Source organism: Litorivita pollutaquae (genome assembly GCF_003205515.1).
Taxonomy (GTDB): domain Bacteria; phylum Pseudomonadota; class Alphaproteobacteria; order Rhodobacterales; family Rhodobacteraceae; genus Litorivita; species Litorivita pollutaquae.
Window position 1 is genome coordinate 94,037 of sequence record NZ_KZ826483.1, and the last position, 12,235, is coordinate 106,271.

General features: G+C 57.1%; 12 protein-coding genes. 7 read left to right on the forward strand and 5 right to left on the reverse strand.

Going from position 1 to position 12,235, the window contains the following annotated elements; translation table 11 throughout:
- Positions 1-4 precede the first annotated feature (4 nt).
- The 3 genes from DI396_RS07015 (at position 5) to DI396_RS07025 (ending at position 1,686) form a co-directional block, all read left to right on the forward strand.
- Complete coding sequence (locus DI396_RS07015) at positions 5-388, forward strand: hypothetical protein (RefSeq protein ID WP_110795486.1); 384 nt, start codon at positions 5-7, stop codon at positions 386-388.
- Between the two features lie 91 nt (positions 389-479).
- Positions 480-1,259: a succinate dehydrogenase iron-sulfur subunit gene (locus tag DI396_RS07020; protein WP_110795487.1), complete on the forward strand. Its 780-nt coding sequence runs from the start codon at positions 480-482 to the stop codon at positions 1,257-1,259.
- A gap of 232 nt (positions 1,260-1,491) precedes the next feature.
- Positions 1,492-1,686, forward strand: coding sequence for a hypothetical protein (locus DI396_RS07025; protein WP_110795488.1), 195 nt, complete (start codon positions 1,492-1,494; stop codon positions 1,684-1,686).
- A 537-nt stretch (positions 1,687-2,223) separates the two neighbouring features.
- Here DI396_RS07025 and DI396_RS07030 read toward each other — a convergent pair.
- The 5 genes from DI396_RS07030 to DI396_RS07050 all read right to left on the reverse strand — a co-directional run bounded on the left by DI396_RS07030 (position 2,224) and on the right by DI396_RS07050 (position 7,041).
- Positions 2,224-3,213, reverse strand: a complete 990-nt coding sequence (locus tag DI396_RS07030; RefSeq protein ID WP_110795776.1) for an aldo/keto reductase — start codon at positions 3,211-3,213, stop codon at positions 2,224-2,226.
- Positions 3,214-3,257: 44 nt separating this feature from the next.
- Entirely contained in the window at positions 3,258-3,719 is a 462-nt protein-coding gene (locus tag DI396_RS07035; protein WP_162617175.1) for a hypothetical protein, read from the reverse strand.
- Between the two features lie 58 nt (positions 3,720-3,777).
- The gene (gene deoD / locus DI396_RS07040; protein WP_110795490.1) at positions 3,778-4,482 is read right to left on the reverse strand and encodes a purine-nucleoside phosphorylase; all 705 of its coding nucleotides are present in this window, start codon (positions 4,480-4,482) and stop codon (positions 3,778-3,780) included.
- A 33-nt stretch (positions 4,483-4,515) separates the two neighbouring features.
- On the reverse strand, positions 4,516-4,956 hold the full coding sequence (locus tag DI396_RS07045; RefSeq protein ID WP_110795491.1) for a GNAT family N-acetyltransferase: 441 nt from the start codon (positions 4,954-4,956) through the stop codon (positions 4,516-4,518).
- A 108-nt stretch (positions 4,957-5,064) separates the two neighbouring features.
- Positions 5,065-7,041 carry a protein meaA gene (locus DI396_RS07050; RefSeq protein WP_110795492.1) on the reverse strand — a complete coding sequence of 659 codons (1,977 nt, stop codon included), beginning with the start codon at positions 7,039-7,041 and terminating at the stop codon, positions 5,065-5,067.
- 335 nt (positions 7,042-7,376) lie between these two features.
- Here DI396_RS07050 and ccrA point away from each other — a divergent pair, with 335 nt between their 5' ends.
- The 4 genes from ccrA (at position 7,377) to DI396_RS07075 (ending at position 12,193) form a co-directional block, all read left to right on the forward strand.
- Complete coding sequence (gene ccrA, locus DI396_RS07055) at positions 7,377-8,648, forward strand: crotonyl-CoA carboxylase/reductase (RefSeq protein ID WP_110795493.1); 1,272 nt, start codon at positions 7,377-7,379, stop codon at positions 8,646-8,648.
- A 385-nt stretch (positions 8,649-9,033) separates the two neighbouring features.
- Entirely contained in the window at positions 9,034-9,759 is a 726-nt protein-coding gene (locus tag DI396_RS07065) for a helix-turn-helix transcriptional regulator (RefSeq protein ID WP_110795495.1), read from the forward strand.
- 161 nt (positions 9,760-9,920) lie between these two features.
- The gene (locus DI396_RS07070) at positions 9,921-10,559 is read left to right on the forward strand and encodes an acyl-homoserine-lactone synthase (protein ID WP_110795496.1); all 639 of its coding nucleotides are present in this window, start codon (positions 9,921-9,923) and stop codon (positions 10,557-10,559) included.
- Between the two features lie 95 nt (positions 10,560-10,654).
- Positions 10,655-12,193, forward strand: coding sequence for an AAA family ATPase (locus DI396_RS07075; RefSeq protein WP_110795497.1), 1,539 nt, complete (start codon positions 10,655-10,657; stop codon positions 12,191-12,193).
- Positions 12,194-12,235: the final 42 nt, after the last annotated feature.

The window sequence follows — 12,235 nt, forward strand, 5'->3', positions numbered from 1 at the left end:
AAGTATGACTGCGGTGGTTTTGGCCGCTTTGGCAGGCTGTACGCCACAGCGCCAAGACGTTGTGACCAGTTGCATGTTCGATGTGTCCCCCCAAGGCAGTTATACTTATGAGGCTGGGGTTGCGGTGCCGGTCGTAACGCCGGCCGAAGGCGGAACGCCCGAAGGTGCCGCTTTGCTTAATGCCTGTATTTCCGGTCGCTTGGCCGGGCAGGGACCGCAGGGCATGGTCGCCTCTGATCGCTATGTCGCCTCTGGCACCACGACGCCGCAAGCGTCTTCGGCGGATATCTTGCGCCATCGCAAACCGTACAACGCCTATGATCAAAGCGCCTGCCCGGGTGGCATGTCCGGCATGTATGGCGGCGTCTCTTATTGCACAGGGGATTAAGGCATGACCGCTTTGACCACCTGCACTGAAACTTTCGCTCTTCGCCCGCCTCGGGCGCAGATGTCCTAGCCTTAGCCAAGGAGATCGTCCCATGGTCCAACTGACGCTACCGAAAAATAGCCGCATCAAAACCGGTAAAACATGGCCCAAGCCCGAGGGTGCCACGAATGTGCGCAAATTCTCGATCTACCGTTTTGATCCCGACGCGGGCGAGAACCCGCGTGTCGATACCTATTTTCTCGACATGGACAAATGCGGTCCGATGGTTTTGGACGCGCTGATCAAGATCAAGAACGAGATTGACCCGACGCTGACCTTCCGTCGGTCCTGCCGCGAAGGCATTTGCGGCTCTTGCGCGATGAACATCGACGGCATCAACACGCTGGCCTGCATCTACGGGATGGACGAGATTTCGGGCGATGTGAAAATCTATCCGCTGCCGCATATGCCGGTGGTCAAGGATTTGATCCCCGACCTGACGCATTTCTATGCGCAGCACGCCTCGATCATGCCGTGGTTGGAGACCAAAACCAATCGCCCCGCCAAAGAGTGGCGCCAATCGATTGAAGACCGCAAGAAATTGGACGGTCTTTATGAGTGCGTGATGTGTGCCTCCTGCTCGGCGTCTTGCCCGTCCTATTGGTGGAATGGCGATCGGTATCTAGGACCAGCAGCCTTGCTGCACGCCTACCGTTGGATCATCGACAGCCGCGACGAGGCGACCGGCGAGCGTTTGGACGATTTGGAAGATCCGTTTAAATTGTATCGCTGCCATACGATCATGAACTGCGCCCAAACCTGCCCCAAGGGGTTGAACCCCGCCAAGGCGATTGCAGAAATCAAAAAGATGATGGTCGAGCGCAGGGTTTAAGCCCACGCCAGACCCGATTTGGATTTAGTAAAAAGGGCGCCCCATTGATTGGGGCGCTCTTTTTCTGTTTGGCGTTCGGCACGCAGGGTATGCATTGGCACAGCTTGCCGGACGCTGGGTCAGCTTTGCAATTTCGACATAGCGTGTTTGATGTTTTGTTGGATGTGCTGGTTGCTGCGTTGCGGCATAATGCAGTCAGGGAGAGGCAAAATCTTTCACTATGAGGCCTAAAATGGCACTGAACACACAGAAATCCGCATCAACTCCGACATCTGAAGAGCTTCGCATTGCGCAGGCTGCGTTGGATGCATTGAATGTGGCCTATGAATATTTCACGCCCGCTCCATGGGTGGCGGCCTCTTCGAATGCCCCCGCTGCAGAAACGCCGGTTGCAGCAGACTATATTCCCTACGGCAACGCGGCGTGACACTGCGGCGCAGCGGCAGTCGCGTTCAATGGATGTCACCGGATTGAGTTGAACGATGTCGGTGCATCAACCTCTTTAGATGACGGTCGGACCGGCCATGAATTGCCAACAGGGTCCGTAGGTGATGTGGCGTTATACGCGGCCACTGGGGTCGATTGTGACCGTTCTAAAATGGCGGGTAGACTTTGCCACCGGCCATTTTTCATGTCCCGTTGCGCAAAAGAAACAGCCCCACTCGCGCCGAATGCCAATGGTCGCCGTCGTATCGCTTTCGTGATGCTGATATTCTGCCGCCGCGTGTTTGCCCGTTATGGCGGTGCGCAAACGTGGGGGCAAAGCGACGCCGTAAGATGACTGATGGTGCCGCCGGTGATTCAGCGGCGTCTTGTGATGAGGTCGCTGGCGCACCGCGCCGGATGTGGGCGCGCCGGTTTTCTATCCGGCTTGGATGAGATCCCCTACAAGAGCGGATTACAAAAACCTTCGCGCCACCATGGAGGAATGTCCGTGACGGGGCGGCAATGACCTTTTCGCGCGCTAACAGTAGCGTTCAACCCCGCGCATTTGCGCGTCTGAATATCTGTCTCCCGCGGCGAAACCGGCGGGCAACAGGCGCGCAATCTCGGTGCGGTCTGCGTCGGTCAGGTGAATATCGGTCGCGCCCAGCCATTCGCTCAAATGCGCGGCTGTGCGGGTGCCGGGGATCGGGATGAGATGGTAGCCTCGATCCAGAACCCACGCCAAGGCCCCCGCCGCAGTGGTCCATCCTTTGCTCTGACAAAAGCTGCGAAACCCGTCGATCTGCCGGCGATTATAGCTGTAATTCGGCTCGGTAAAGCGCGGCGAGACAGCGCGCCAGTCATTTTGGTCCATCGTTTCTGGCGCAACCGAGGTTTCGCCAAACATGCCGCGTGCCAGAGGGGAAAACGGGATGAACGCGGTGCCAAGCGCGGTGCAGGTGTCAATCAACCCCAGTTCCGGTAGGCGGGTCCAGAGCGAGTATTCGTTTTGCACGGCGGCGCAGGGGGCGACCGCATGAGCACGGCGCAGGGTCGAGGGGGCAACTTCAGACAAACCATAGGCGTCGATCATCCCTTCGCTTTTGAATTTCATCAAGGTTTCGACCACATCCTCAATTGCGATGCTCTGATCCCGCCGGTGGATGTAATAGAGTTCGACCTTATCGCGGTTTAACCGGGTAAGGCTTTTCTCCAACTCTGCGCGCAGGTGGTCTTCGGTGTTGTCAAAGCGGCGTTCGGGTTTGACGACGATGCCCCCTTTGGTTGCGACGGTTACCTTGGCTCCGGTCTGTTTTAGATATGTCCCGATCACGGATTCAGAACGACCAAACCCGTAAAGATTGGATGTATCCCAAAAATCGATCCCGGCCGCATCGGCCGCAGCGAGGCATTCCATTGATGTTTCGTCGTCGGTAGCGCCGAAGAAACCCGCGAAGCTCATACAGCCAAGGCCGATGCTGGAAACCATCGGGCCATGGCTGCCAAGCTGGCGTTTGGGGAGGGGCATTGCGATATCCTTGGTTGTGTTTGGCTTGGGCGGGTCGCGCGGCGCTAGCGGGTCCAAAGAACGTGCGCTTGCTGTGTGGTCCGATCAATGGCGTAACGGGTTTCCCCCGACGGGCAACAGCGCGGTTCGCCGTCTTTGAGCGTGGTCATGGTCAGCTCGATCCGGTCGGGTAAAAATTGCGGATCGCGCGGGCTATGCCCAAATAGGTTAGAGACATGGCCGCGAAAGGTGAACTGCAGCGGCGGGTGGTCCAATGTATAGTGGCCGACCACGATACGGGTGCTGCCGGCCGAGCCTTGGATCCATTCATACACAATCGCTATGGCCTCGCGGGCCTGCGATGGTGTGGGGCGATCGGGTAAAAAGAACGCGGCTTCCACCACGCCGGATCCTTGCGCGAGCTGCGGAAAAAGCACCGCATCCAAGTCCGGCCAGTTATCTTGCGCGGCGGCGCAGAGCGGAGCCACTGAAAGTAGCAGTGAAAACAGCAGTGGGCGAAACGACATGGGCACCTCACACATGACCTTCAAACAGAGTGCCTTGGCCCGCACCGACATTCAAGTGCTACGCGAATGCCGCTTTAAGCGCGATATCGACCATATCGCCAAAACTGCGCTCGCGGTCTGCCGAGGGAAGCGCGTCCTGCGTCAAAAGGTGGTCCGACACCGTCAAGACTGCCAAGGCGCGCACGCCGTGGCGCAGGGCGAGATTATAGAGCTCAGCGGCTTCCATTTCGACGCCAAGAATCCCATGGCGGGTCATTTGTTCGGTCAGGTCGGGGCGCTCGTCATAGAAGACATCCGATGAGTAGATACCGCCGATATGGGTGGCGACATCCAATGATTTGGCGGCGGCCGCGGCGGCAGACAAAAGCCCATAGTCACAGCAGGGCGCAAAGTTCAGCTCTTTGAAAATACCGCTCGATGGGGTCGAAAGCGTGCTGGCCGTCATGGCGAGGATGATGTCGCGGACCTTGACGCGGTGTTGCATCGCGCCGCATGACCCGATGCGGATCAGAGTTTTCGCGCCATAATCACGGATCAATTCATTGGCGTAGATCGACAGCGACGGCATGCCCATGCCGGACCCTTGGATGCTGACGCGGTGACCGTTCCATGTGCCCGTATATCCGAGCATCCCGCGGGTTTCATTGACCAATTTGGCATCGGTAAGGAATGTCTCTGCGGCCCATTTCGCACGATAGGGATCGCCGGGCATAAGAACGGTTTCTGCGATCTGGCCTTTTTCGGCTCCGATATGGATGGTCATGAGATGTCTCCTGGCTGGACGGCGTTGAACGGCCTAGCGTTGATATTTGACGAAGGGGGTCAGCGTGGCGATGCGGTCATAGAGTTTGCGCGCATTTGCGTTGAACTCTTGCGTCATCCAATAGACGGAGGGCGTGCCATTGGCATCGGCTTCGGCGTAAACGGCCTCGATCAAGGCGCGCCCGATGCCTTTGCCGCGCACGGCGGGGTCGGCATAAAGATCCCCGAGATAGCAGACATCCTCAATGCGCCAATTGTGGACATGAAAAACATAGTGGACAAGACCCACGGGGGTTCCGTCCAGAGCCGCGAGGCGCGCGTTTTGGTTGGGGTGCTCTGGTGACAGCAGCCGTTTGAAGGTGGTGGCGTAGACTTCCTCGGGCACCGTGCTTTCGTAGAATTCGAGGTAGGCGGTCCAAAGGCGGCGCCAGTCCGCTTCGTCGTCGGCGGTGAGAGGGCGAATGTCGAAGGTCATGGGCGGCTCCGGTCTGTGTTCCGCCCAAGCCTATTCGCGTGCACCAAAATAGAAAAGGCCCGCCGCGACGATTGTCGGGCGGGCCGTTTTCAATTTTTGTGATGGGCCTTATTCAGCGGCGACAGATTGCGGATCGACCAGCGTGACGATGTCCATCATGATGGTGTTCAATTCGAAATCTTTGGGCGTGTAGACGCTGGCCACGCCCATTGCGAGCAAACGTTCGGCATCGTCGTCAGGGATGATGCCGCCGACGACAACGGGGATGTGGGACAATCCCGCCGCGTGCATGCGTTCCATCATGTCCTTGACCAATGGAATATGCGAGCCGGACAGGATCGACAGGCCGACGACATGCGCCTCGCCGTTTTGCGCAGCTTTGACCAATTGCTCGGGGGTCAGGCGGATACCCTCATAATCAATATCCATTCCGCAATCGCGGGCCCGAAACGCGATTTGTTCGGCGCCGTTGGAATGGCCGTCCAGGCCGGGCTTGCCGACAAGGAATTTCAACCGACGGCCCAGTTTATCGGACACGGTGTTGACCGCATCACGGATGTGATCAAGACCCTCGGTCTTGTTCGACACCGACCCCGATACGCCAGTCGGGCCACGGTATTCGCCAAAGACGCTGCGCATTTGCGCGGCCCATTCGCCGGTGGTCACGCCGACCTTGGCCGCCGCAATCGAGGGTTCCATGACGTTGTCGCCGGCTGCTGCTGCTGCGCGCAGATCGGCAAGGGCTTTTTCCACCGCATCGCTGTCACGACTGGCGCGCCAGTCGTTCAACCGGTTGATTTGCTCGTTCTCAACGGCAGGATCGACGACCATGATGCCGCCATCGCCGGTCATCAAGGGCGAAGGCTCGCCTTGTTGCCATTTGTTGACGCCAACCACGATGGTTTCGTTATTTTCGATGCGGCCCAAACGGTCGGCATTGCTCTCGACCAGACGCGATTTCATATATTCGATCGAGGAGATCGCACCGCCCATGCTGTCGAGGTTTGCCAATTCCGCGCGCGCGCCTTCTTTGAGCGCCGCAACCTTGGCATCGACGGCGGGGTTGCCGTCAAAGAGATCTTCGTATTCCAGAAGGTCGGTTTCATAGGCCATGATCTGTTGCATCCGCATCGACCATTGTTGATCCCACGGGCGGGGCAGGCCGAGCGCTTCGTTCCATGCGGGCAATTGCACGGCGCGGGCGCGGGCATTCTTCGACAAGGTCACGGCCAGCATTTCGATGAGGATACGGTAGACGTTGTTTTCCGGCTGCTGCTCGGTCAAGCCAAGGCTGTTGACCTGCACGCCGTAACGGAAGCGGCGGAATTTCGGATCGGTGATGCCGTAGCGTTCGGCGGTGATCTCGTCCCACAGCTCGACAAAGGCGCGCATTTTGCACATTTCGGTGACAAAACGGATGCCCGCGTTCACAAAGAAAGAGATGCGGCCCACGAGGGTGGGGAAGTCTTCGGCGGGCACTTTGTCTTTCAATTCGTCGAGAACCGCGATGGCGGTGGCGAGGGCAAAGGAAAGCTCTTGCTCGGGCGTCGCACCGGCCTCTTGCAGGTGATAGGAACACACGTTCATCGGGTTCCATTTCGGCACATTCGTATAGCAATACTCGGCCACATCCGCGATCAACTTGAGCGAAGGTTTCGGCGGCAGGATATAGGTGCCGCGGCTGAGGTACTCTTTGATGATGTCGTTTTGCACCGTGCCTTGCAGTTTGGCTATATCGGCGCCTTGTTCTTCGGCGGCGGCGATATACAGGGCGAGCAGCCAAGGCGCGGTCGCGTTGATCGTCATCGAGGTGTTCATTTGCTCAAGCGGGATCTGGTCGAACAATGTGCGCATGTCGCCGATATGGCAGATCGGCACGCCGACTTTGCCCACTTCGCCGCGGCTCAGGACGTGATCGCTGTCATATCCGGTTTGGGTCGGCAAATCGAAGGCGACCGACAGGCCGGTTTGACCTTTTTCAAGGTTGCCGCGATAGAGCGCGTTTGAGGCCTTGGCGGTTGAGTGACCCGAATAGGTGCGGATCAGCCAAGGGCGGTCTTTTTTTACGTGCGTTGCATCAGTCATGGCGGGTCTCCGTCGGCGGGTCAGGATGAATCGTTTGAGCAATATTGTTGCGCTGCACGATAGATAGCCGGAATTTCGTGTCCACGTCAATTCGCCGCAATGCGGCATCTAGGTGGGAGGGGCAACAATGTCGCGTTGCAGGTGTCCGTTACTTGTATCACCGCCGCAGGGGATTGGATATGAGGGGAGGTCCTGCAATTTTTCTGCAGTTGCGAGGTTATAAAATTTCAAAATTCGTATAAATAGGATTGCATTGTTGCGTGGGGGTTAATATCTCTATCCGCGACGGGCCGCGATTCTGCATCGCGGCATGGTGACAGGAACAGGAGGCTACTATGGCTGATTTCGCGCAATATGACGCACCTAAAAAAGACCTTTATGAGATCGGTGAAATGCCGCCTCTCGGCCATGTGCCAAAACAGATGTACGCATGGGCGATCCGCCGGGAACGCCACGGTGATCCGGATAAGTCCTTTGAGGTCGAAGTGGTCGACACTTGGCAGGTCGACAGCCACGAGGTTCTGGTTCTCGTGATGGCGGCTGGCGTCAACTATAACGGTGTTTGGGCCGGCCTCGGTGTGCCGATCTCGCCGTTTGATGGTCATAAACAGCCCTATCACATTGCTGGCTCCGACGCGTCTGGCATTGTCTGGGCGGTGGGCGACAAGGTGAAAACATGGAAGGTCGGCGACGAGGTCGTCATCCATTGTAACCAAGATGACGGTGACGACGAAGAGTGTAACGGCGGCGATCCGATGTTCTCTCCGACACAGCGCATTTGGGGCTACGAAACCAACGATGGATCCTTTGCGCAGTTCACCCGCGTGCAGGCGCAGCAATTGCTGCCGCGCCCCAAGCATCTCACTTGGGAAGAAAGCGCGTGCTACACGCTGACTCTGGCGACGGCTTACCGCATGTTGTTTGGTCACCATCCGCATGAATTGAAGCCGGGACAGAACGTGCTGGTTTGGGGCGCCTCGGGTGGTCTTGGATCGTTTGCGATCCAGTTGATCAACGCGGCGGGCGGCAACGCCATCGGTGTGATTTCGGACGAAGACAAGCGCGAGTTTGTGATGGGGCTTGGCGCCAAGGGCGTGATCAACCGCAAGGATTTCAAATGCTGGGGCCAATTGCCCACGGTCAACACCCCCGAATATAACGAATGGTTCACCGAGGCGCGTAAATTCGGCAAAGCCATCTGGGACATTACCGGCAAGGGCAACAATGTCGACATCGTGTTCGAACACCCCGGCGAGGCCACCTTCCCGGTCTCGACGCTTGTGTGCAAAAAAGGCGGCATGGTTGTGATTTGCGCCGGCACGTCCGGCTTCAACTGCACATTTGACGTGCGCTATATGTGGATGCACCAGAAGCGGTTGCAAGGGTCTCACTTTGCCCACCTCAAGCAAGCCGCATCTGCCAACCGTTTGATGGTAGAGCGTCGCATTGATCCATGCATGTCCGAAGTCTTCCCGTGGGATGAGATCCCCACTGCGCATATGAAGATGCTGCGCAACGAGCATAAGCCGGGCAACATGGCCGTGCTGGTTCAGGCGCCGAAAACCGGACTGCGCACTGTTGAGGATGTGCTCGAAGCGGGTAAGTAAGCCCGTTCCAGTAGAGATTAACCCTGTCTTTAACCCGTCGGGGTCATTCTAGGCCTGCGAATCGTCGTTTCGGTTCGCAGGTCTTCTAAATTCTGCAGGTGATTTTTTGTAAAACAACACCTTAGGATTTCGGGCCTCACTATTTTTGGGGAGTGGAATTATGCGAATTTCGCAATTTTAGTTCCCGTGTTACGATAATGTTAACCTTTCGTTAACTACTTACGGGCGAGATTCACCATGCAGAATGACTGGATACTGGACGTACTCTCTGACTTGAAAACATTTGCCTCTGGCAACGGTTTGACAGCCTTGGCCGAACAGCTGGATGACGCCACGCTGGTCGCCGCCGCAGAGCTCGCGTCGCATGGAAAGGGGCCGCGTCAACATGCCTGCAACGAGGCAACAGCGATTGGAAGCTATATTGGAGGAGCTCGAGCAGGCCTCCGAGCTTGAGAATATGCAAGGCATCAGCGAAGCCCTTCGCGATGTCTTCAAAGTAGATCATTTGGTCTATCACTGGGTGAGCAGCAACGGAGAGCAATACGGCTGCGGCACCTATGATCCGGAATGGGTCCAACATTACCTCGATAAAGATTACTTGCGCGTCGATCCCGTGGTGGTCGGTTGCTACCAACGCTTTCATCCGGTGGATTGGAAGCGATTGGACTGGAGCAGCAAAGCCGCCCGCGCTTTTCAAGCCGATGCCATTGCAAATGGGGTCGGCAATCAGGGCTACTCGGTACCCATTCGTGGACCTAACGGGCAATTCGCCTTGTTTACCGTCTCGCACAATTGCGATGATGCGACATGGGCAAGATTCACAGAATCCAATCGCCGTGATTTGATTCTGATTGCGCATTACTTCAACCAGAAGGCATTGGATTTCGAACCCGAGCGTGCGCCGGAACCGGCACAGCCGTTGTCTCCGCGTGAGGTGGATGCGATGACGCTTTTGGCGATTGGATACAGCCGCGCACAGGTGGCTGATACCCTATCGATTTCCGAACATACGCTACGGGTCTATATTGAAGCGGCGCGTTTCAAATTGGGCGCGATGAACACGACTCACGCGGTCGCCCGAGCTTTGTCGCGGGGCTTGATTGTTGTTTAGCTTGGATTAATCTTTTCGGAATTCCAATGGATTTTTGCAGGCCGCAGCTATATTTATAAGCAATATGGTATGGGCTGTTACCCCTGCGCGCGCTGGTGGGGCAACATTAACTATTGGTCGCTATTCTCCTTTTGTTCTTATCGGAAAAAAGGGGCTACCACATGATTCGCTATCTCTATGCAAACGAGCTGCACTCCTACCCAAAATTGGCGCGCTCGATGTTTTTGGACCGTGCCGACCAATTTAAAACCCGACTCGGGTGGGAGGTCACGGTGGATGAAAATGGCGAGGAGCGTGATGAATACGATGCGCTCAACCCGCTTTATGTGATTTGGGAAAAGGCCGATGGCAGCCACGGCGGGTCGATGCGGCTTTTGCCAACTACGGGACCGGTGATGGTCAACGACCATTTCAGCCATCTGGCCGATGGTGTGCATATTGAAAGCCCGTTGATTTGGGAATGCACGCGGTTCTGTCTAGCACGCGAGACGGATCCGAATACGGCAGCTGCTTTGATGCTGGCGGGTGGCGAGGTCATGACCGGATTTGGCGTCAAGCACTACGCCGGCGTGTTCGATGCACGGATGGTGCGGATTTACCGGATGATTGGTTCCTCCCCCGACATACTGGGATCTGAAGGAACCGGGCGTGAGAAAATTTCCGTTGGCCTGTGGGAGTTTACCCCGGATGCTCAGGCCCGGATTGCGCAGCGTGCCGGGATATCGCCGCAGCTCTCGCGGTTGTGGTTCGAGCGGGCGTTTGGGCGCAGCTCTTCGCCAAGTCTGGCCCAAACCGGCTGATCACCACAAAAACAATCCTGATAAAATACGTATATGGGATAGCATCTTGAGGATGGTCTCTGGCCCTTGGCGGCGGGGTGATTTATCCTCGACCCATGTCACAAGATGCCCCCACGCTGCGCGTTACATTTTCCCACGACCAGGCGGAGGCTTTTGATAGCGTCGCCGGGGCGCTGCGCAACACTGGCGTTGATTTGGAAAATGGGCAGCTGACCGCGCCACATACCGGTGGCGCGGGGCAGGTATTGGCCGTGATCGGTAAGGCGGGGTCAGGGAAAACTCTTTTGCTCGCGGAGCTTTACCGCGCGATGGATGACGCGGGCGTGCAACTCGTGTCCGGCGATTTCGAAAGCCGCAAGACCCGTGACCGGCGCAGTCTTGCAATTCTCGCGCCGACCAACAAAGCCGCCAGCGTATTGCGGATGCGCGGTGTGCCGGCGACCACGATCCACCGTATTCTGTATACGCCGGTTTATGATCCCGAATACGAGCGTATCGCCGAATGGCTGGCGGGGAATGGCGAGCGGCCTGAAATTGACGGGCTGACCGACATCGCTCTGGATCGCGCCTTTGCCTTTTATCAAAGCAATAAATCCATTCCCGGTGCGATGGCGGCGGCGGGATTGCGCGGGTCGGATTTCATCACCGGATGGAAGCGACGTGAAGAAGGGTTGGATATCGGGTTTGTCGATGAAAGCTCGATGCTTGACGAGAAACAATTCAACGACCTTAAAGAAATTTTTCCGACGCTGGTGCTGTTCGGTGATCCCGCACAGCTTGCACCGGTGGGGCAATCCGGCTCGATGGTCTTTGACACTTTACCGGCTCCTGCAAAATTGGAGTTGAGCCGGATTCACCGGCAGGAAGCGGATAATCCGATTTTGGATTTGGCGCATGCTTTGGCCGATCCGGCGCTTGAATTTCATCATTTCGAGCGAATGATCGAAGAAAAAGCAAAGCAGGATGACCGCATCGTCTGGGCCAGCCGTGTCGAAGTTGATTTGATGGCGCGCAGCCCGGTTCTGGTGTGGCGCAATGCGACGCGAATCCGGTTGATCAACGCCTTCCGTGCCGTTCATGGCGCGCCCGAGGATGCGCTTTTGGCGGGGGAGCCGTTGATATGCGATGGGATCGAATTGCCGCTCAAGCATCGCAAGAAACGCCTTGATCTGGAGGCGCGCGGGCTGATCAAAGGCGCACAGGTGGTGTATTTGGGCGAGGGGCGCAAACCGGGGTTTTCTAAACTGCATGTGATGGGTGCAGAAGATCCGAGGCTCTCGGCAGCCTCAATCGTCAAGATCGAAAAACCCGACGAAGAAGAACCGTTTATCCCCTTCGCTGCACGTATGGGGGCGACGTTTTTGCACGGTGCGGCTGTAACGATCCACAAGGCGCAGGGTAGCCAGTGGGAGGATGTGCAAGTCTTCGCGCCGGATCTCTACGTGGCCGCGAAAATGGGCCGTGTGGAGGCCGGGCAACCTTTGTGGAAGCGCTTGGCCTATGTGGCGATCACCCGCGCGCAAACGCGGTTGCTATGGGTGGTGCGCAATCGTTTGGCAAAGCCTTCGCATGCGCTGACAGTTGAGGATTTGGCGGCGGCCCCGGCGGCGCTGACCTTGGAAATGGAAACATAGGCCGGCGCTTGAAAACCGATCCGACCACCGGTGCCCAGCAGC

Excerpts from the sequence above, each read along its gene's own strand:
- DI396_RS07015 (WP_110795486.1), top strand. The coding sequence starts at position 5 with ATGACTGCGGTGGTTTTGGCCGCTTTGGCAGGCTGTACGCCACAGCGC.
- DI396_RS07020 (WP_110795487.1), top strand. The coding sequence starts at position 480 with ATGGTCCAACTGACGCTACCGAAAAATAGCCGCATCAAAACCGGTAAA.
- DI396_RS07025 (WP_110795488.1), top strand. The coding sequence starts at position 1,492 with ATGGCACTGAACACACAGAAATCCGCATCAACTCCGACATCTGAAGAG.
- DI396_RS07030 (WP_110795776.1), bottom strand. The coding sequence starts at position 3,213 with ATGCCCCTCCCCAAACGCCAGCTTGGCAGCCATGGCCCGATGGTTTCC.
- DI396_RS07035 (WP_162617175.1), bottom strand. The coding sequence starts at position 3,719 with ATGTCGTTTCGCCCACTGCTGTTTTCACTGCTACTTTCAGTGGCTCCG.
- deoD (WP_110795490.1), bottom strand. The coding sequence starts at position 4,482 with ATGACCATCCATATCGGAGCCGAAAAAGGCCAGATCGCAGAAACCGTT.
- DI396_RS07045 (WP_110795491.1), bottom strand. The coding sequence starts at position 4,956 with ATGACCTTCGACATTCGCCCTCTCACCGCCGACGACGAAGCGGACTGG.
- DI396_RS07050 (WP_110795492.1), bottom strand. The coding sequence starts at position 7,041 with ATGACTGATGCAACGCACGTAAAAAAAGACCGCCCTTGGCTGATCCGC.
- ccrA (WP_110795493.1), top strand. The coding sequence starts at position 7,377 with ATGGCTGATTTCGCGCAATATGACGCACCTAAAAAAGACCTTTATGAG.
- DI396_RS07065 (WP_110795495.1), top strand. The coding sequence starts at position 9,034 with ATGCCTGCAACGAGGCAACAGCGATTGGAAGCTATATTGGAGGAGCTC.
- DI396_RS07070 (WP_110795496.1), top strand. The coding sequence starts at position 9,921 with ATGATTCGCTATCTCTATGCAAACGAGCTGCACTCCTACCCAAAATTG.
- DI396_RS07075 (WP_110795497.1), top strand. The coding sequence starts at position 10,655 with ATGTCACAAGATGCCCCCACGCTGCGCGTTACATTTTCCCACGACCAG.